At 41.1% G+C, this 19,568-nt stretch carries 18 protein-coding genes and 1 riboswitch; of the genes, 14 read left to right on the top strand and 4 right to left on the bottom strand.

The genetic code is table 11. The features are described 5' to 3' along the window. Positions 1-5 precede the first annotated feature (5 nt). The 10 genes from ETP43_RS13520 (at position 6) to ETP43_RS13475 (ending at position 11,545) form a co-directional block, all read left to right on the top strand. Positions 6-2,153: a Tex family protein gene (locus ETP43_RS13520; RefSeq protein WP_129258632.1), complete on the top strand. Its 2,148-nt coding sequence runs from the start codon at positions 6-8 to the stop codon at positions 2,151-2,153. Positions 2,154-2,397: 244 nt separating this feature from the next. Continuing rightward, a complete protein-coding gene (locus tag ETP43_RS13515) occupies positions 2,398-3,051 on the top strand; it encodes an IS607 family transposase (RefSeq protein WP_164979771.1) in 654 nt (217 codons plus the stop codon). Further along, positions 2,984-4,144 carry an RNA-guided endonuclease InsQ/TnpB family protein gene (locus tag ETP43_RS13510; RefSeq protein ID WP_129258627.1) on the top strand — a complete coding sequence of 387 codons (1,161 nt, stop codon included), beginning with the start codon at positions 2,984-2,986 and terminating at the stop codon, positions 4,142-4,144. The genes ETP43_RS13515 and ETP43_RS13510 overlap by 68 nt, the downstream gene beginning before the upstream one ends. Positions 4,145-4,339: 195 nt before the next feature. Further along, a complete protein-coding gene (gene pfkB, locus ETP43_RS13505; RefSeq protein ID WP_129258625.1) occupies positions 4,340-5,257 on the top strand; it encodes a 1-phosphofructokinase in 918 nt (305 codons plus the stop codon). A 31-nt stretch (positions 5,258-5,288) separates the two neighbouring features. Further along, positions 5,289-5,468: a hypothetical protein gene (locus tag ETP43_RS13500; RefSeq protein WP_129258623.1), complete on the top strand. Its 180-nt coding sequence runs from the start codon at positions 5,289-5,291 to the stop codon at positions 5,466-5,468. Further along, the gene (gene ptsP, locus ETP43_RS13495; RefSeq protein WP_129258621.1) at positions 5,455-7,089 is read left to right on the top strand and encodes a phosphoenolpyruvate--protein phosphotransferase; all 1,635 of its coding nucleotides are present in this window, start codon (positions 5,455-5,457) and stop codon (positions 7,087-7,089) included. Before ETP43_RS13500 ends, ptsP begins: the two co-directional genes overlap by 14 nt. 42 nt (positions 7,090-7,131) lie before the next feature. Then, positions 7,132-7,881, top strand: a complete 750-nt coding sequence (locus ETP43_RS13490) for a DeoR/GlpR family DNA-binding transcription regulator (RefSeq protein WP_129258619.1) — start codon at positions 7,132-7,134, stop codon at positions 7,879-7,881. A gap of 556 nt (positions 7,882-8,437) precedes the next feature. Beyond that, positions 8,438-8,578, top strand: coding sequence for a hypothetical protein (locus ETP43_RS17130; protein ID WP_164979719.1), 141 nt, complete (start codon positions 8,438-8,440; stop codon positions 8,576-8,578). A 14-nt stretch (positions 8,579-8,592) separates the two neighbouring features. Continuing rightward, a complete protein-coding gene (locus ETP43_RS13480) occupies positions 8,593-10,509 on the top strand; it encodes a PAS domain-containing hybrid sensor histidine kinase/response regulator (RefSeq protein WP_129258617.1) in 1,917 nt (638 codons plus the stop codon). Positions 10,510-10,819: 310 nt separating this feature from the next. After that, positions 10,820-11,545 (top strand): nitroreductase family protein, encoded by a 726-nt coding sequence (locus ETP43_RS13475; protein WP_022399191.1) that lies wholly within the window; start codon positions 10,820-10,822, stop codon positions 11,543-11,545. Positions 11,546-11,757: 212 nt separating this feature from the next. Here ETP43_RS13475 and ETP43_RS13470 read toward each other — a convergent pair whose 3' ends face one another. The 4 genes from ETP43_RS13470 to ETP43_RS13455 form a co-directional block, all read right to left on the bottom strand. Then, positions 11,758-12,099 carry a DUF3795 domain-containing protein gene (locus ETP43_RS13470; protein ID WP_129258615.1) on the bottom strand — a complete coding sequence of 114 codons (342 nt, stop codon included), beginning with the start codon at positions 12,097-12,099 and terminating at the stop codon, positions 11,758-11,760. After that, the gene (locus tag ETP43_RS17750) at positions 12,099-13,781 is read right to left on the bottom strand and encodes an aminoglycoside phosphotransferase family protein (protein ID WP_243114293.1); all 1,683 of its coding nucleotides are present in this window, start codon (positions 13,779-13,781) and stop codon (positions 12,099-12,101) included. Before ETP43_RS17750 ends, ETP43_RS13470 begins: the two co-directional genes overlap by 1 nt. 393 nt (positions 13,782-14,174) lie before the next feature. Continuing rightward, positions 14,175-14,912, bottom strand: coding sequence for a GntR family transcriptional regulator (locus tag ETP43_RS13460; protein WP_004074337.1), 738 nt, complete (start codon positions 14,910-14,912; stop codon positions 14,175-14,177). Next, positions 14,909-15,619, bottom strand: a complete 711-nt coding sequence (locus ETP43_RS13455; protein WP_022399188.1) for a GntR family transcriptional regulator — start codon at positions 15,617-15,619, stop codon at positions 14,909-14,911. Before ETP43_RS13455 ends, ETP43_RS13460 begins: the two co-directional genes overlap by 4 nt. A 316-nt stretch (positions 15,620-15,935) precedes the next feature. Between ETP43_RS13455 and ETP43_RS13450 the strand changes: the two genes are divergently transcribed. Genes ETP43_RS13450 through ETP43_RS13435 form a run of 4 tightly spaced genes read left to right on the top strand, consistent with a single transcriptional unit; the run spans position 15,936 to position 19,033 of the window. Beyond that, positions 15,936-16,931, top strand: a complete 996-nt coding sequence (locus ETP43_RS13450) for an SIS domain-containing protein (protein WP_022399187.1) — start codon at positions 15,936-15,938, stop codon at positions 16,929-16,931. Between the two features lie 9 nt (positions 16,932-16,940). Further along, the gene (locus ETP43_RS13445) at positions 16,941-17,792 is read left to right on the top strand and encodes a PfkB family carbohydrate kinase (protein WP_022399186.1); all 852 of its coding nucleotides are present in this window, start codon (positions 16,941-16,943) and stop codon (positions 17,790-17,792) included. 30 nt (positions 17,793-17,822) lie between these two features. Next, positions 17,823-18,152 (top strand): hypothetical protein, encoded by a 330-nt coding sequence (locus ETP43_RS17745; protein ID WP_243114292.1) that lies wholly within the window; start codon positions 17,823-17,825, stop codon positions 18,150-18,152. After that, positions 18,128-19,033 (top strand): YitT family protein, encoded by a 906-nt coding sequence (locus ETP43_RS13435; protein ID WP_106491667.1) that lies wholly within the window; start codon positions 18,128-18,130, stop codon positions 19,031-19,033. Before ETP43_RS17745 ends, ETP43_RS13435 begins: the two co-directional genes overlap by 25 nt. Before the next feature lie 367 nt (positions 19,034-19,400). Continuing rightward, a riboswitch (FMN riboswitch) is annotated at positions 19,401-19,520 on the top strand. Positions 19,521-19,568 lie beyond the last annotated feature (48 nt).

Raw genomic sequence — 19,568 nt, 5'->3', positions numbered from 1 at the left:
TATACATGGATATTATTCAGGCATTAACACAGGAATTACAGGTGGAAAAGTGGCAGGTAGAAGCCGCTGTCAAACTGATAGATGAAGGAAATACGATTCCGTTTATTTCCCGATATAGAAAAGAAGCAACCGGTTCCCTGAACGATGAGGTACTACGTAACTTGCATGAGAGACTGCTGTATCTGAGAAACCTCGAAGATAAGAAAAAACAGGTACTCTCAAGCATTGAAGAACAGGGCAAACTGACCGAAGAACTGAAAAAATCGATTCTGGAAGCACAGACGCTGGTAGTCGTAGAAGATCTGTACCGCCCGTATCGTCCGAAGAGAAGAACCAGAGCAACGATCGCCAAAGAAAAAGGTCTGGAACCGCTGGCGAATCTGATCCTGCTTCAGATGACAGACAAGTCTATTGAAGAAGAGGCGGAAAGCTATGTATCCGAGGAAAAAGAAGTAAAAAATGTAAAAGAAGCGATTGCAGGTGCATCGGATATTCTGGCAGAATCTGTGGCGGATGAGGCAGACTACCGCATCCGTATCCGTAAGATGACCGTAAAATCAGGCTCCATCGTATCCAGCGCAAAGAAAGAAAGCGAAAGCTCTGTATATGAGATGTACTATGATTTCGAAGAGCCGATTTCCAAACTGGCAGGCCACCGCGTACTGGCACTGAACCGTGGAGAAAAAGAGAAGATCCTGACCGTTAAGATCAACGCACCGGAAGAAGAGATTCTGTCCTGGTTAAAACGCCAGGTGATCCGTAACGACAATCCGAACACCACTCCGATCCTGGAAACCGTTGTGGAAGACAGCTACAAACGTCTGATCGCACCGGCGATCGAGCGTGAGATCCGAAGCGACCTGACCGAGAGAGCCGAAGACAGTTCCATCAAAGTATTCGGAAAGAACCTGGAACAGCTGCTGATGCAGCCGCCAATCGTGGGAAAAGTTGTTCTCGGATGGGATCCTGCATTCCGCACCGGCTGTAAGCTGGCAGTTGTTGACGAGACCGGTAAAGTGCTCGATACAACGGTTGTATATCCGACCGCACCGACCACAGAAGCCAAGATCAAAGCAGCCAAAGAAACAGTTAAGAAAATGATTGAAAAGTATCATATCGATCTGATCTCTGTAGGAAATGGTACTGCATGCCGGGAATCTGAGCAGGTGATCGTGGATATGTTAAAAGAAGTACCGACAAAGGTACAGTATGTGATCACCAACGAGGCAGGAGCATCTGTATATTCTGCAAGTAAACTGGCGACCGAAGAGTTCCCGAACTTCGATGTGGGACAAAGAAGTGCCACTTCCATCGCCAGACGTCTGCAGGATCCGCTGGCAGAACTGGTAAAGATCGACCCGAAAGCCATCGGTGTCGGACAGTATCAGCACGATATGAACCAGAAGAAACTGGGCGAAGCACTGAACGGTGTGGTAGAAGACTGTGTCAATAAAGTCGGTGTGGATCTGAATACCGCTTCCGCGTCTCTGCTTGAGTATATTTCCGGTATCAGCAAAGCGATTGCAAAAAATATCGTAGCTTACCGTGAGGAAAACGGCCGTTTCACCGACCGAAGAGAACTGTTAAAAGTAGCCAAACTGGGACCGAAAGCCTTTGAACAGTGTGCAGGCTTCATGCGTATCCAGGGTGGAAAGAATCCGCTGGATGCGACCAGTGTACATCCGGAGAGCTACGAAGCTGTGGAAAAACTCTTTGCAAAACAGGGATTTACGAAAGAACAGTATTTCGGTGACGGACCGACTGCCATCTATATCAAAGATTACAAGAAACTGGCAGAGGAACTGGGAATCGGTGAGATCACGCTCCGTGATATCATCAAAGAACTCGGTCGTCCGGGACGTGACCCGCGTGAAGATATGCCAAAACCGATCCTTCGCTCCGATGTTCTGGATATGAAAGATCTGAAAGAAGGTATGATCTTAAAAGGAACTGTAAGAAACGTGATCGATTTTGGTGCATTCGTAGATATCGGCGTACACCAGGATGGTCTGGTACACATTTCCCAGATCAGTGACAAATATATCAAACATCCGCTGGAAGTTGTCAGCGTAGGAGATGTTGTGGATGTAAAAGTCATCAGCGTGGATCTGAACAAAAAGCGGATCGGCCTGTCTATGCGTGGAATTCGGTAGACGAAGGTGATAAAATCGCAAAAGCGAGTATAAGATAAGAAAAATAAAAGATGCTAACTGTGGAAGAGAATCCACAGCTGGCATCTTTTTTGTTTGGATTTGAATGAATATGATTATATAATACATACATAGAAAAGAACTGAGAAAAGCAGGAGGAAAAAATAAGTAATTGAATATATTGTCAAATGTGATTAAATGTGTTTAAATATACTCAAAGGAGTAAATTATTATGAATACATCAAATATCACAAATTATAAGCCAAAAGATTTTGCTGAACTGTTAGGTGTGTCTGTTAAGACATTGCAACGCTGGGACAGAGAAGGAACTTTAAAGGCAAATCGAACTCCAACTGATAGGCGTTATTATACTTATGACCAGTACCTTCAATTCAAAGGCATAAATATTGAAAATGATAAACGTCAGGTAGTTATTTATGCCAGAGTGTCTACAAGAAATCAAAAAGATAATTTACAGAATCAAGTTGCATTTTTGCGACAGTTTTGTAATGCTAAAGGTATTATTATCGATCAGTGTATTGAGGATTATGGAAGTGGTCTTAATTACAATCGTAAAAAGTGGAATGAATTATTAAATGAAGTAATGGAACAGAAAATAAAAACCATAATAGTAACTCATAAAGACAGATTTATCAGATTTGGTTACGATTGGTTTGAAAAATTCTGTATGAAGTTTAATACAAGCATTGTGGTAGTGAACAACGAAGAACTATCACCACAGGAAGAACTCGTACAGGATATTGTTTCTATACTTCATGTGTTCTCTTGCAGGTTGTATGGACTTCGTAAGTATAAAAAACAAATAGAAAGGGATGAGGAAATTGCTAAAGAGCTTCAAGACGGAAATAAATCCGACGGTCGAGCAAAAAATCAAGATTAACAAGACTATTGGCACTTGTAGGTATGTCTACAACTTCTATCTCGATCACAACAAAACTTTGCACGATAACGGTGAAAAGTTTATGACTGGCAAGAGTTTCAACGTATGGCTTAATAATGAGTATATTCCTAATAATCCTGATAAAATATGGATTAAAGAAGCATATTCAAAAGCTGTAAAAAAGTCTATTGAAGATGGATGTACTGCATTTACAAGATTTTTTAAACATCAAAGTGCTTTTCCTAATTTCAAAAAGAAAGGTAAATCTGATGTAAAAATGTATTTCGTAAAGAACAATACTAAAGACTGTAGATGTGAGAGACATAGGTTGAACATACCCACTTTAGGTTGGGTACGCATTAAAGAAAAAGGTTATATACCAACAACTAAAGACGGATGGAAAATCAAAAGCGGTACAGTATCCATCAAAGCAGGCAGATACTATGTGTCAGCTCTTGTAGAAATTCCCGACGCTAAGATTGCCAATAATAGCAATGGTGGTATAGGAATTGACTTGGGCTTAAAAGACTTGGCGATTGTTTCCAATGGTAAAACTTATAAAAATATCAATAAGTCAGCAAGAATTAAAAAATTGGAAAAGAAACTGCGTAGAGAACAAAGATGTCTCTCACGAAAATATGAGAACTTAAAGAAAGGAGAGTCCACTCAAAAGAATATACAAAAGCAAAAGCTCAAAGTACAAAGACTTCATCATAAAATAGATAATATTCGTACTGATTATATCAATAAATCAATAGCCGAGATAGTGAAAACCAAACCATCTTATATAACTATTGAAAATTTGAATGTATCAGGAATGATGAAGAACAGACATCTTTCAAAAGCTGTTGCGTCACAGAAGTTTTATGAATTTAGAACCAAGCTTAAAGCAAAATGTGATGAAAACGGTATTGAATTAAGAGTCGTAGACAGATGGTATCCATCATCCAAAATATGTCATTGCTGTGGTGCTATCAAGAAAGATTTGAAGCTTTCAGATAGAATATACCGTTGTAATTGTGGCTATGTCGAGGATAGGGATTTCAATGCTGCTCTTAATCTAAGAGATGCTTTAACTTACGAAGTTGCATAATAAACGCAAACGTAAGTATGTACTGCGGGCTATCGCAGGAATTTACGACTGTGGAGTGTACACGAACTTGTGAGTAGCGTATTGTTTACAATCGCCAAAGCATACACATCGAAGCAGTAAGAAGTATCCGCAAGGACTTTAATTTCTCGATGTGTTTGAGTATATTTGAACACATTTTGAGTGGCAGGGAAGAACATGATTTATACAGTAACGTTTAATCCGTCATTGGACTACATCGTTTCCGTCAATAACTTTCAGCTGGGTATGACCAACCGAACAGCCACAGAGATGATGCTTCCGGGAGGAAAGGGAATCAACGTTTCTATCGTATTGAAGAATCTGGGACTGGAAAATACCGCACTGGGATTTGCGGCAGGATTTACCGGAGATGAGATTCAAAGACAGGTGGAAGAGATCGGAGTGACCGCGAGATTCATTCCGGTGGACGAAGGGATTTCCCGGATCAACTTGAAGTTGCAGAACATTGAAGGAACAGAGATCAACGGACAGGGACCGGCGATCAGCAGGGAAAAGACACAGCAGTTATTTGAGATGCTGGATCAGTTACAGGAAGGCGATGTTCTGGTACTGGCAGGAAGCATTCCGGCATCGATGCCGGATGACATTTACAGAAATATCCTGAAACGTCTGGATGGAAAAGGAATACTGATCGCAGTGGATGCCACGGGGAATCTGCTGGTGAACGTACTGGAATATCATCCATTCTTGGTAAAACCGAACAATCACGAACTGGGAGAAATCTTCGGTGTGGAATTAAAGGACAGAGAATCTGTGATTCCTTATGCGAAGAAGATGCAGGAGATGGGAGCCACCAACGTTCTGGTATCTATGGCAGGAGAAGGAGCGGTTCTGGCTGCAGCTGATGGAAAGGTCTACCTGGCACCGGCACCGAAAGGAAAACTGGTCAATGGTGTGGGAGCCGGAGATTCTATGGTGGCCGGATTCCTGACCGGATGGCTGAAACGTCAGGATTACCGTGAGGCTTTCCATATGGGAATTGCAACCGGCAGCGCCAGTGCATTTTCCGAATATCTGGCCGGTCGTGAACAGGTGGAAGATGTGTACAGACAGGTAAATTCAGAAGTACGGTAACAAAAAGAAAGAAAGTAAGAGAGAGAAACGTATGAGGATTACGGATATACCGGATGTAAGAAGTATATCACCGGACAGTGCTCCGAAGAGGAGGAGCGAAGCACCGGATCAGGCCGTGGAACTGATGGAAAGAAGCGGCAAGATTGATGATGTGGAGGCATACCGGATACAGGCAAATTCTGAGAGGGGAGCGCAGGATGCAGGTATATAGTGGAAAGAGTGTATTTGGCGGCATCGCCATCGGAAAGATCAGTGTATATAAGAAAAATGAGCAGCAGGTAAAGAGGGTGCGGACAGAAGATACCAAAGGAGAACTGGCTCGTTATGAGGCAGCCAAGGCAGCTGCCATAGAACAGCTTCAGGAACTGTATCAGAAAGCGTTAAAAGAAGTGGGCGAGGCAAATGCAGCGATCTTCGAGATCCACCAGATGATGCTGGATGACGGGGATTATAATGAATCCGTGGAAAATATCATCGAGACGCAGAAAGTAAATGCAGAGTACGCCGTGGCCGTGACCGGCGATAATTTTGCCCAGATGTTCCGGGCGATGGATGACGATTATATGAGAGAGCGCGCGGCGGATGTCAAAGATATCTCGGAGCGTGTGCTTTCCGTATTACATGGCGGTCAGAAGAGAAAAGTTGTGACGGATGAACCGGTGATCATCGTGGCAGATGATCTGGCTCCGTCAGAAACCGTGCAGCTGGAAAAAGATATGGTACTTTCTTTTGTCACGGTTCACGGTTCGGTCAATTCCCATACTGCGATCCTCGCAAGAACCATGGCGATCCCGGCACTGATCGGAACGGAGGAACTGCCGCTTGACGATACGGTAGACGGAAAACTGGCGGTGGTAGACGGACTGAACGGAAAGATCTACGTGGAGCCGGATGCACAGACACTCGAAGAGATGCAGAAACGTCAGCAGGCAGAGCAGGAGAAGAAAGAGCTGTTACAGCTTTTGAAGGGCAAAGAAAATGTTACGCTGGACGGAAAGAAGATCATGCTGTATGCTAATATAGGAAATATTAAAGATCTTGCAACTGTAATACAGAATGATGCCGGCGGAATCGGACTGTTCCGGAGTGAATTTATTTACCTGGAAAAGGACAATTATCCGACGGAGGAAGAGCAGTTCAGCATCTATAAGACAGCGGTGGAAACGATGGCGGGAAAACGGGTGATCATCCGTACGCTGGATATCGGCGCAGACAAGCAGTGTGAGTATTTCGGAATGGATAAAGAGGAAAATCCGGCGCTTGGTTATCGTGCGATCCGGATCTGCCTGACACGCCCGGAAATCTTCAAGACACAGCTTCGCGCGCTGTTTCGTGCGAGTGCCTACGGTAATCTGGCGATCATGTACCCGATGATCACGAGTCTGTGGGAAGTGAAAAAGATCAAGGAGATCGTGGAAGAAGTGAAGACGGAACTGACCGCGGAACAGCTGGAATTCGGCAATCCGCAGCAGGGTATCATGATCGAGACTCCGGCGGCTGTCATGATGAGCGGAGAACTGGCAAAAGAGGTGGATTTCTTCAGTATCGGAACGAACGATCTGACACAGTATACGCTGGCGATCGACCGGCAGAATCCGAAGCTGGATAAGTTTTACGATGCCCATCATCCGGCAGTGCTTTCCATGATCCGTATGACGGTGGAAAATGCACACAAAGCAGGTATCTGGGCAGGTATCTGCGGTGAACTGGGAGCGGACACCAGCCTGACAAAAGAATTTCTGGCAATGGGCGTGGACGAGCTGTCGGTATCACCGGGAAGTATTCTTCCGATCCGTAAGATCATTCTGGAGACAGATACAGAAAATAGGTAACTGTGAGGGTACTGAACAGTTACGAAAGTATCAGGAGAGAGTATGCTGACGGAAAAACGATATGAAGTTATTTTGAATCTTTTAAATGAAAAGAACAGTGTGACGGTAACAGAGATAAAGGAATTGCTGGGGATCTCGGAGTCTACGATACGAAGGGATCTGGCAGCTCTTGATAAAGCAGGGAAACTGATCAAGGTTTTCGGCGGTGCAGTGGTGGCTGACGGTGGATTTACCACAGCGGAGCCGTCGGTGGCGCAGAAAGCGGAGATCAACAAGGATGAAAAGACAGCCATCGCCCGGTATGCGGCGTCTTTGATCGAGAGGGATGATTTTGTGTATCTCGATGCGGGGACGACGACGGGGCAGATGATTGATTTCATTAAGGAGAAGAGTGCTACTTTTGTGACGAATGCGGTTTCTCACGCGCAGCGGCTGGCAGCGCAGGGCTATCGGGTGTATCTGATCGGCGGGGAGCTGAAAGGGACGACGGAGGCTGTTGTGGGGAATCAGGCGATTCTGAGTCTGCAAAAGCTGCATTTTTCGAAGGCGTTTCTGGGGACAAATGGTGTGGGGCTCAAGGCCGGGTTCAGCACGCCGGATTACAGTGAAGCGCTGGTCAAGCAGACGGCAGTGGAACAGGCCAGACAGGTTTTTATGCTGGCGGACTACTCGAAGTTCGGGAATGTGAGTTCGGTGACGTTTGCTTCGCTGGAACGTGGGGTGATTCTCACGGACCGGAGGCCGCCGGAGAGTTTTGGGGCGGTCAGGAATATTAAGGTTGTGGGGGAGTAAATGGGTGAGTGGAACGGACGAACCCTGGCTCCTCACATAGAAAAACAGACACCCGCTGGTAACGCACAGCTGAGCTAGTCATCAACTACGACTAAGTTCACGAGGGTCGGCGGACCTTCGCGAAAGTCTACGTAGGTGCCGGATCTCATCTGTGCTAAAGGCACCAGCAAAAGGGTGTCTGATTTTCTGTATGCCTATCCTGTTTTCTGTGTATTGGAAAAATGAGAGTAAGTAGAAAAGTATTGAAAAGTGGGGCCTGCAATCTATGCAGAGATGGTTTATAATCGTTGGCAGAAAAAGAAAATTCTTCGGGGCGGGGTGTGATTCCCCAGCTCAATATTCCTTGATTTTAAAAGGTTTGTTAAAGTATAGAAAAGGTGTTTACACCAAATTTACACCAAATTGCATAAGAAAATCATAAAACTCTCATAATCAGTTGATTATGGGAGTTTTTTTGTAGTGCGCCTTGCGGCGCACGTTTCGTTTGCGCGCCATGGGCGCGCTCTCGCAGGTGAAAGTCCTGAACATGCCCAGGTAGTGGGAAATGTATAGCTGAATGAGTCAGGATATTATTAATAATCGTTTTTTGGAAGAGTCGGTATTTGCTATTGCCGATGGATACTGCGTGATCAATCTCACAAAGAATATCGTACGTGGTTCCATGTATCAGGTAGTTAATGGAAAAAATATAATCTGAATGAACAATTAGGTTTGCCGGAAAATTCAAGCTTACAGAGTCTGGTAGATGCATGGGCATTGACCATACCTGAGGAAGGTCTTAAAGATTTTCTGCACGAGTTTGACAGAGAACGATTATTAAATCGGTTTGAAAATGGTGAACGGCATATATCGTTCCGATACTGGACCAGGACTGCTACTTTTGAGCCCATGCTTGCAGAAGATCACATGGCTCTGTACCGTGAAGAGGAAACTGGAGATGTCATTGCAGTTAATTATGTTCTTGACCGTACAGAACATTACCGCTTAGAGGAAAAAGAGCGGGCACTGGAAAAATCAAACAGAGAGTATGCGAAGCTTCTGGAAGAAGAGAAAAAGCATACAGCTATGATCGAGAAATTGACAAAAAAACTGCAAAGTCAGCTGGAGTTGTTTACCGTATCCATCCCCGGCGGCGTCAAAATCAGTAATGATGACCCGGAATACTCTTTCAAATATGTTTCAGAACAATTTGCAAATATGCTCGGTTACGCAACACCAAAGGAACTGTTGGATGCTTCTGGCGGTAATATTATCGGCCTTGCTCATCCAGATGACGTGGAGGTCGGACTTGCAGATGCATTAAATCAATATACTCATTTCGATCATTATGCTACTATTTACCGGATACGCTGTAAGGATGGTATATACAAATACATCGAAGATCGCGGACAGAAAGTGATAAAGGAAGACGGAACCATTGAACATTGGAATCTTATGCTGGATAAAAATGACTTCATGCACAAATCAATTGCCTTGGAAAGTGAAAAGAAAGCAAATAAAAGCAAGTCTGATTTTCTCTCCAGGATGTCTCACGATATGAGAACCCCGCTGAATGGAATTATCGGATTGCTGAAGATTGCTGAGCAACATTTTGATGACAGGGAATTGGTCCTGGAAAATTTCAGAAAAATACAGGTAGCTGCAGACTATCTATTGTCTCTTATTAACGATATCCTTCAGATGAGCAAAATTGAAGAGGGAAATGTACCTCTGACGCAGGAAATCATCAATTTTGAGGAATTAAGCCAGGATGTTCTGACTATCATAGAACAGCGGGCAAAAGACAGAGGAATCCAGATGCAGTTCTGTTCAAAAAAAGAAGGGCTTCGATATCCCTTTATTTATGGAAGTCCGTTGCATTTAAGACAGATATTTCTTAATATTTATGGAAATTGTATTAAGTATAACCGAATTGGCGGCAAGATAAGAACGGTGTCAGATTATACAGAAGCTGTTGACGGAATTACGACATATGAGTGGACCATAACTGATACCGGCATTGGTATGAGCAGGGAATACCAGGAGCATATATTTGAGCCGTTTTCGCAGGAAAGAGAGGATGCAAGAAGTACACAGCAGGGAATTGGACTGGGAATGGCGATTGTAAAAGGTCTGATTGAAAAGATGGGTGGAACTATTGAAGTTAAAAGCGAAGAAGGCATTGGCTCAACCTTTATCATCAGGATTCCGTTTAAACTTGCTCCCGCACCAGATACAGCAAAGAAAACAGCGGCACAGATGGATATCAGCGGATTAAACTTATTGCTGGTGGAGGATAATGAACTGAATGCAGAAATTGCAGAAACGCTGTTGTCTGATGAAGGTGCAAATCTGACAGTTGCAAGAGATGGATTGCAGGCGGTCAGAATGTTCCAGGAGAAACCGGAAGGTTATTTTGACGCAATTCTGATGGATATCATGATGCCTGTAATGGATGGGATTACTGCGACAAAAACAATCCGGTCACTGAAACATCCAGATGCTGAGACGATCCCGATTATTGCCATGACAGCAAATGCATTCAGAGAAGATAAAGAAAAGTGTCTGGCAGCAGGAATGAATGCTCACTTGGCAAAGCCTATAAAAATTGAAAACATAAAGAGAATTTTGTGTGAATATTGTGTGTAGTGGTTGCAACTTTTCAAATCTGTATACCCATTTTTCAGCAGAGGGGTATAATAATTTTACAGAAAGTATTGCACCTCAGAGTCTTCGTTAAGCTTTATGAAAACAGGTTAAAAAATCGGTAAACGGTTGTTTTTATGGGATTAAGGGCGAAAAAAGTATCATCATTCAGTAAGAAACAATGAGAATTGTGGAAGAAAATCCAGCACTGCGGATACTATCACCTTGCACTTGCAAGTACTAACATTTATAATGAAAAATATGAAATTTATAAGACAGAAAGTAATGCAAAAGGAAGGCGGTATAGTAAAGAATGAATGAAATTATAGAAAGTTTATACAACAGAAAATCAGTGAGAGTATATGAAGAAAAAGCAATCCCAAACGAGATGAAGAATGTGATTTTAGAGGCAGCTATGCAGGCTCCGACAGCAGGATGTCAGCAGTTGTATACAATTTTGGATATTACAGATCAAAATTTAAAAGAAGCACTTGCAGAAAGCTGCGACCACCAGCCATTTATTGCAAAGGCACCGATGGTTCTGGTGTTCTGTGCAGATTGTAAGAAGTGGTATGATGCTTATCTGGAAGCAGGGTGCAAACCAAGAAAACCGGATGTAGGAGATTTGATGCTTGCGGTAACAGATACAGCCATTGCGGCACAGAATGCAGTGGTAGCAGCAGAAAGCTTTGGCATTGGTTCCTGTTATATTGGTGACATTATGGAGAATTGCGAAGAGCAGAGAAAACTCTTACAATTGCCAGAATATGTATTTCCGGCAGTTATGATAGTATTTGGCTGGCCTACAAAGCAACAAATGAAGCGTAAAAAACCAGAACGGTGTGAACAGAAACATATTGTGCATGAGAATACATATCGTAATATGGAGGGGGATGAATTGCGAGAGATGTTTGCATATAAGTGTAAAAACAGCACCTACGAAGAGTGGTGCAGTGCATTTTGTAATCGAAAGTATAATTCAGACTTTTCGAAGGAAATGAGCAAATCAGTAACAGAATATTTGGAGCAGTTTAGATAAGGTGCCGTTTAGGATGCCATTTAGGGACGGGGTTTGCTGGCTTTTTTTGACCTCGCAGGATAAAAATTGGGAAGGTGAAAAGTTTCACTTTCCCAATTTTTTTAATATGTGCGCCTTGCGGCGCACGTTTCGTTTGCGCGCCATGGGCGCGCTCTCGCAGGTGAAAGTCGTGTGTTCTGCAAGCTGTTATCAGCTTGCTAGTGAAAGTCTGGTCAAGGTAATCGCCAGTGAGCCTTGTAGCGAGCCTCCAATGCTTTTGGGTGACTGATTGTGTTGAAGCGAGGTATGCCTGTGAGAAACAGGTGTAAAATAACAGTCCGTACACGATATCTTCTTGCAAACTCTGCAAAAGCACGAATACGGGGCTCATCGAGCATACATCCGGTGAAAGGAAATTCAGAACATTCCCAACAGCCGTTCAGCCCTTTTTCTTTACAACAGTTATAGTTTTTGCACCAGCCGTGGCTTTCACAGCCTCCGTCTTGGCAACCTACACAGCCTTTATTTTCGGAACAAACGCAACACGCAAGACCCCAAAATGCAATAGCTTTCATTATTGTGCCGCCTCCCATTCTGCTGTGAATTGTCTGATTGTTTGCTGACGGTTGGCACGATCATCACTTACTGCTCTCGTTGCGATCTCAAAGAGCTTGTCGCTGAGCTGCCACTTTTCCCGTGTGCGGTTATACTCTCCAAAGAGCGCAAAAGCGGTAGCACCAAGAGTATAGACGTTCGTAATTTCATCAATATCGGCTCCGAGCTGATGTTCTTCCGGGGATTGGAAGCGAGAGCTGCCCCACATATGTCCCATATCGTAGACACACGGTTGTTTGCGGAAAAGGTCAATATCGCAGATTGTAGTCTTTCCGTTCACAAAATCATACATAATGCTGCCGTCATAAAAATCTATGGCTACATAATTGCGCGAGACAACACATTCCAAGAAGCTCAATATGTCGCTGAACACAGCGAGCCTGTCATTGATGGGAAGCTGAATAAAGCGACGATATGCCGCGGGGTACATTCTGCCCATACAATCGCCAGCAACCCACTTGAATACCATAGCGAACCCGGCGCCAATTTCCTTGGCTTCAATAAGCTCAATCAGATTCTCGTGCTTCAGATCGCTGTAAATCGGGAGAGTAGCCTTCAATCTGGAGATAGCATCTGTAGGATCGCCGCCGTACTGCTCGGTAGGAGCACCGGCGAACTTTACAAAATAACGCTGACCGTTTTTTTCAGTACCAAAGCAGATGTTTCCGGAATCCTGGTCATCGTAAACCTTGAACACTGTTCCATACTCTTTCATAAAGCTGAAATCAAAAGTACTTTTCAGCTTGAAAGGAATCCCGTCGATGTACTGCAGATAATACCCTTTGAAATACCATGTCGGCACAGGATTACGCATATTATCGTACCAAGACAGAACCTCCTTGGCTTGGTTCAGCATGGTGTTCACTTCATCCTGTCCGAACGGAATCGCCCAATATACAGATGAGAGAGTATTGCTTGAAATGTAAAGAGCAAGCAATCTCCAAAACTCCATAGGTACGTTATTATCAAAGTATCCGTTTACCATACCGGAAGCAAAGAGAGGAGCTTTCTGAGCGCACCAAACAATGCGGTTAAATTCTTCCCATGGATCACCGTAATCGTTACGGTTAAAGTCGATAACGTGGAGCTGACCGCCTCTGTCGATCATCATATTGCCGATGTGGTAATCGCCGTGCTGATATACCTGCGGTCTGTTTTTCAGCAAATGACGGTTCTCGTTTATGTAGTCGATAAATGCCTGTCCGTTCTCATACTTGATGGGGCACTCAACGTACTTTTTGATCTTATAATCCATTTTGCGGTTAAAACGGATTTCCCAATCCTCCTGCGTTGCAGGAGCAGGAATGGAGTGGATCTTGTGAAGAATACGTCCTGCTTCCAAGCCATATACATATTGCTCGGTATCAGAATAGCCCGACATGACCTGTTCTGCATCTTCGCCGTCAATCCAACTTTGAATGGAATAAACGCCATCCTCACAAGTGCCAAATTCAATGGGCTGGCACATAGGCACTCCAAAAGAAGCGACCTGTTTCATCATATTAAACTCAGACTGCTTTGTGTCGTGCTGTGCAATATCGGAAACACGCAAAAGATACCGTGTGCCGTTTTCGTCGGTAACACAGTATTTTTTATCACTCGACCAGCCTTTGTTTATTGGTTCTTTCGTTACAAAATTCATATCTTTTCTCCGTAGCTCTATCTGCCAAACACCTTGACATCACCGAGCAGTTTAAGGTTTCCATTATCCACGAGAATTGCGCCAGCTCGCACAGCGGTTGCGTACACGGTTTTACCACGTTCAGCAAGTACCCGTTGTATCGACTCATCCTGTTCCGAAGTCCCCTCATAGTGAACTTCCAAATAAAACTCATTACACCTACGAATATGTACATCATTTTAGAACATGAAGAGAAAAATACAATGACTTTTCTATCCGACTAAAAATGGTTAATTCTAAGCGGCTTTAGGTGGTCAATTTTCCCCGCCCCTAACAAAAGTATTATTTTGTGTATATTCTATCTTGTTTTGTTTATGGTGCATACACATACTAAACGGTAAAATTAAAGCAAATTTAGATATCATTTGTGACAAAGCGCACTTCAAGTTTATCAGGGCGTGAATAACTTTCTGTATATTCAACTAAATTACCATTTTCATCGTATCCTATGAATTCAATATAGTTGACGATAGAGGTGGCACTTGGAAGATGAAGGTGTTTTTGAAGTTTTTCGCCAGCTTCTACCATCATCATTGTCTCATTAAATTTTACAGGCAAATGATTTTTGGATTTCATATAATCATAAAGCGATATGTGCTCAAAATTGTAATTATCGATATCTGAAAAAAAATGAATAGGAACATAGGTAAACTCAATTGCAAGAGGTTCCTTGTTTCCAAGACGAATTCGATGAATACCGTATATTTCATCTTCTTCAGAAAGTCCAAGTTTATCTGCAAAGTATTTTCTGTTTTTGATTATACCTGTGCCTAAGCATTTATTGGAAATTTCAATACCAAAGTTACGAACTAAAGAGGTAAAGCTGGCATTTTTTGATTCATTTAGTACTCCTAAAGCAACTCGATTTTGTTCGGGTTTGCGGACAAAAGTTCCCTTTCCGTGAACGCGAATTAAGTAATGTTGGCTAATTAATTCGTCAAAGATGTCATGAATCAAATATCGACTTACACTATACATTGTTGCAAAATCCCGTTCGCTGGGAAGCAACTCCCCAGGAAGATATTCCTGTGTTTTAATTTTTGTAATGATACTAGATTTTATTTGTGCGGCTAATACATCATCATTGCTCATAAAACTACCTCCCTGATAAAACCAAAACGATCAATTAGCATATTATTTTCAAAAAAGACTGCAAGATGTCCTTGTTTATCATACATGAGCCCTTTGTATTTCATTAAAGGGCTATCAACAGGAATATTTAAAATTTGAGCAGTCTTTGTGTCTGCGTAAAGTAAGGTGACTTTTTGATTCGATTTTGCCAAGGTTATTTGACGATTGTTTGTAATCAAATCAATTGCAGGAGCAGAAGCAGCAATTTGTTGGGTGAGATCTGGATAGATATATTCAGGAATATAAGTTGTATTGATACAAATTAGTTGAGTACCATCTGAATAAAGCCAAACAATTTTGTATATTTTCGATTTTTCAGGAAGTAACATTTCGCTTGCAAGATAGTTATCTGCTTCTATTTTTTTGAAATCATATAATTCGTAAGTTAATTGTCCGCTATATTCCTCTGAATGTAAGGAAAAATTACGAATGGATTGTAAAATGCGTTTAGGCGCTACGTAATAACCACTTCTTGGTTTTGAGATAATTGTTTTATCTTGAAGTAACAGATTCAAGGCTCCACGAACAGTTAAGCGTTGTACATGAAACAGCTCTGCCAGCTTTCGTTCCGAAGGCAGTTTGTCACCTGGAAGATAGTGTTCTTCCTTTAGCATGTATTTGATTTCTTTTGATAATGCAACATCTAAAGTTAATAAGTTTTTTTTCATAAGAACTCCTAATATTATAATTTACTTGTAAATTATAATCAAATTATACGTTGTCAGTTCTTAAAAAGCAAATGGAAAGGAAAAAAGAAATGAATAAATAAAAAATAAATATAAAAACTGGTATAGTAAATTTGAAATGTGTTTCATACCAGAATAAAAGAAATATATACATTGTGCATAAATAAATGCATTTGTATTTATAAAAATACAACAATATTCAATATTCTTTACATGAAGTATTGAAAAAAATAAAAAAAGTGGTATATTAAATTTAAAAATAGTCACCAATACAAAGGAAGGGAAAGGAGAAAACACTATGTTGAAATTTAATGAACAGAAACAGATTGAAAGTGTGAATGGAGCGCTTGCTCTGAGAAATCAAATTAATGAATTGATTGATGGAATTTGTAAAGAAGGATACAAGAATATTTGTTGGCTCGGTATCGGTGGAACATATGCATCTTGCCTCCAGGCAGAGGTCCATATGAAAGAAAAATCAGAACTTTCATTTTTTGTTGAAAACGCAGCAGAGTATTTGACAACTGGAAATAAAAAAGTTGGAGAAGGAACTATTGTAATTATTTCGTCTGTTACAGGAACAACTTCTGAAATCGTAGATGGAGTAAAAAAAGCACAGAAGAGTGGAGCAAGGGTGATTGGTTTTATTGATGTTGCTACTGCAGAACTTGCAAAACTTGTAGACTATGTGATTACATATCCTGCCAATGAACAATTGAAATTTTATATGGTAGCAGATAGATTTATGTACAATGCAGGAGAATTTCCAGAATATGAGGATTTATACAAGGAGTTGGATCAGTATTTGGCAACTGCACTTGTGGAAGTTGAAAAGGAAGCAGATGCTTTCGGAGAAGAATTTGCAAATCGTCATAAGGACGACAAAATTCATTATTTTGTTGGGGCTGGGAACCAGTATGGTGCCACATATTCTTATGCAATGTGTTATTGGGAAGAACAGCATTGGATTCGTACAAAATCTATCCACAGTGCAGAATTTTTCCATGGAATGTTAGAAATAATTGACAAAGACACACCAGTTACAGTATTTATTGGGGAAGATTCTCAGAGATCATTGAGCGAGCGCGTTGCAAACTTCTTGCCACGCATTTGTGGAAAATACAATATTATTGATACCAAGAAATTTGAATTAAAAGGAATTAGTCCAGAGTACAGAGGATATATATCACATTTAGTGATGCATGCGGTAACACAGAGAATTGATGCACATATGGAAAAAGTCAATTGTCATCCTATGGAAATCAGAAGATATTACAGACGTCTGGACTATTAAGGTGGCAAAATGGACAGAAAGATAAGAGTAGCAGCAATAGGAGATAATTGTATTGATTATTATGATTCATTGAATGAATCATATCCAGGGGGAAACCCAGTGAATGTTGCTGTATACATAAAACGATTAGGTGGAGAAAGTTCTTATACAGGTGCTGTTGGAAATGATTCATTCGGAAAAATCATGATAAGTGCAATTCAAAATAAAGGAGTCGATACTTCTCATATTCAAGTGCTGGATGGAAAAACCGCAGTTACACATGTTGACATTGTAGATGGAGATAGAGTGTTTGGAAAATATGAAGAAGGTGTTTTGGCAGACTTTAAGCTAAGAGAACAAGACATTTCCTTTATAAAGAAACATGATTTAGCGGTTACAGGAATTTGGGGAATGATTGAAGATGAGCTTCCACTTATTTCGAAAGAAATTCCAGTTGCATTTGATTTTGCAAATAAATTTGCAAATCCAATTGTTGAGAAAGCGATTCCATATGTGACATATGCATTCTTCTCTTTTGACGAGGAATCACGCAATGAGTTTAGACAGAAATATCATAGCATGGGCTTAAAAGAAAAAGAAAATTGTACGGAACAATTAAAGGAATTCATGAAAGCAATGCAACAAAAAGGACCTAAAGTCATTATTGCAACATTGGGGAAAAATGGAAGCATTGGGTATGATGGAAATTCTTGGTATCGATTTGGAATCATAGAGTGTAAAGTTGTTGATACAATGGGTGCAGGCGACAGTTTTATTGCCGGATTTTTATATGGGATTTTGAATGGATTGAATGTTCAAGATTCGATGGAAGCAGGAGCTCAGAATAGTGCGGTAACAATAGGGTATCAAGGGGCATGGTAGAGGGAGAATATAACAAATGAGAAAAAAATAGTGGCAATTTTATTGACAGCTGCGATGGTAATGGGTATTGCAGCATGCGGAAATCAAAGTGAAAGCAATAAAGAGGCAAAAAAAGACGATAATACAATTACAGTATGGTGTTGGGACAAAACATTTAATATTTTTGCAATGGAAGAAGCTGCAAAAATTTATCAAGAAGATCATCAAGGTGTGAAAATTGATATTGTCGAAGTTGGAGATGTATGGAATGCTTATGTTGGCAGTCTTAATATGTACATTGCCTACCGCCTTAGAGCGTGTCTGAAAAATCATTTCCGCAATCTGCAAACATATCAATGTATTGTGACGCAAAAGAAATAAGATTCCGTAATAGGGAGGAACTCACATTGAAATCAAAGGCAAAGACATTTTTAATTGATATTTTACTTGATATTGTAGGTGGTTGTTTCATTGCGATTGGAGTCTATAATTTTGCAGTGGCATCTGGATTTCCGGTAGCAGGTATATCAGGTATTGCAATCGTGTTTTATTATTTTTGGAAAATTCCAATTGGTACAATGACGACAATTTTGAATATTCCAATTATTTTAATTTGTTACAAGTTGTTGGGAAAACAATTTTTTTTAAGATCAATAAAGACAATGTTAATTTCTAATATACTGATGGACTGGGTTGTTCCATTGTTTCCAATTTACCAAGGTGATATGATGTTATCCTGTATTTGTATGAGTGTATTCTCAGGAATCGGATATGCATTAATTTACATGAGAGATACCTCTACAGGTGGAGCAGATTTTGTTTTGATGGCAATACACAAGGCAAAGCCACATATTTCTGTAGGAAAAATTATCATTGTTATGGATTTTATTATTGTAATTATTGGTGGAATTCTGATGCATGGAAACATTGATAAGATTATTTATGGATTAATTGGAACGTATATTCTATCATTTGTCGTAGATAAGCTAATGTATGGCGTTGATGCTGGAAAACTTGCTTTGATTGTAACAGAAAAGGGACCACAAATTGCGGCAAAAATTGATGAGCTATCACAACGAGGGGCAACTTTGATTAAGGCAGAAGGAAGTTATACAGGACGTGAAAAAGAAGTATTAATGTGTGCATGTAACAATAAAGAAATGCATACGATTCAAGAAGCTGTAAAGAAAGTAGATTCATCAGCGTTTCTTGTTACAATGGAATCGAATGAAGTGCGTGGAAAAGGATTCAAGCCAATATAATATAAAAATTAAGAAGTTCTAGAGACACTCTCTAGCATGGATCGGTATAAGATTGGATCCGGAACATTATCTTTGATTATGGAACGTTATCACGCGGGAGGAATTCCGATTGAAGAACTCCAGATGATGCCACCAAAAGAGGTGGAATTATGTAGATATGGAAAGAACAAAACGTGAGCTTGCGCGGGTTGAAAAATGGGAAAAAGATAATGCCGATGGTTACACCAAAATTTACACCAATTTGCAGTAATCATATAAAGAGTAGTGTGAATTTATGTGGATATTACACAAAATCATTGTGAAAAACAGCTAAAAAATATACTTGTATGCAGAGTTATAATGAGTTATAATGAACAAGAATTTAAGGATAATTCTTCGGGGCGGGGTGTGATTCCCCACCGGCGGTATAGTCCGCGACCCATGGAAACATGGCTGAACCGGTGTGATTCCGGTACCGACAGTATAGTCTGGATGAGAGAAGAGTGCAGCGTGTGTAAGCGTAAAATATAGATTTTCTGATTTTATATCAGGAAAG

This window comes from Blautia faecicola, from assembly GCF_004123145.1.
In the GTDB taxonomy this organism is placed as follows: domain Bacteria; phylum Bacillota; class Clostridia; order Lachnospirales; family Lachnospiraceae; genus Oliverpabstia; species Oliverpabstia faecicola.
Note: the sequence above shows the minus strand (reverse complement) of the source record. Positions and strands in the feature narration are given on the sequence as shown.

Excerpts from the sequence above, each read along its gene's own strand:
- ETP43_RS13520 (WP_129258632.1), top strand. The coding sequence starts at position 6 with ATGGATATTATTCAGGCATTAACACAGGAATTACAGGTGGAAAAGTGG.
- ETP43_RS13510 (WP_129258627.1), top strand. The coding sequence starts at position 2,984 with ATGAGGAAATTGCTAAAGAGCTTCAAGACGGAAATAAATCCGACGGTC.
- pfkB (WP_129258625.1), top strand. The coding sequence starts at position 4,340 with ATGATTTATACAGTAACGTTTAATCCGTCATTGGACTACATCGTTTCC.
- ETP43_RS13500 (WP_129258623.1), top strand. The coding sequence starts at position 5,289 with ATGAGGATTACGGATATACCGGATGTAAGAAGTATATCACCGGACAGT.
- ptsP (WP_129258621.1), top strand. The coding sequence starts at position 5,455 with ATGCAGGTATATAGTGGAAAGAGTGTATTTGGCGGCATCGCCATCGGA.
- ETP43_RS13490 (WP_129258619.1), top strand. The coding sequence starts at position 7,132 with ATGCTGACGGAAAAACGATATGAAGTTATTTTGAATCTTTTAAATGAA.
- ETP43_RS17130 (WP_164979719.1), top strand. The coding sequence starts at position 8,438 with ATGAGTCAGGATATTATTAATAATCGTTTTTTGGAAGAGTCGGTATTT.
- ETP43_RS13475 (WP_022399191.1), top strand. The coding sequence starts at position 10,820 with ATGAATGAAATTATAGAAAGTTTATACAACAGAAAATCAGTGAGAGTA.
- ETP43_RS13470 (WP_129258615.1), bottom strand. The coding sequence starts at position 12,099 with ATGAAAGCTATTGCATTTTGGGGTCTTGCGTGTTGCGTTTGTTCCGAA.
- ETP43_RS17750 (WP_243114293.1), bottom strand. The coding sequence starts at position 13,781 with ATGAATTTTGTAACGAAAGAACCAATAAACAAAGGCTGGTCGAGTGAT.
- ETP43_RS13460 (WP_004074337.1), bottom strand. The coding sequence starts at position 14,912 with ATGAGCAATGATGATGTATTAGCCGCACAAATAAAATCTAGTATCATT.
- ETP43_RS13455 (WP_022399188.1), bottom strand. The coding sequence starts at position 15,619 with ATGAAAAAAAACTTATTAACTTTAGATGTTGCATTATCAAAAGAAATC.
- ETP43_RS13450 (WP_022399187.1), top strand. The coding sequence starts at position 15,936 with ATGTTGAAATTTAATGAACAGAAACAGATTGAAAGTGTGAATGGAGCG.
- ETP43_RS13445 (WP_022399186.1), top strand. The coding sequence starts at position 16,941 with ATGGACAGAAAGATAAGAGTAGCAGCAATAGGAGATAATTGTATTGAT.
- ETP43_RS13435 (WP_106491667.1), top strand. The coding sequence starts at position 18,128 with ATGTATTGTGACGCAAAAGAAATAAGATTCCGTAATAGGGAGGAACTC.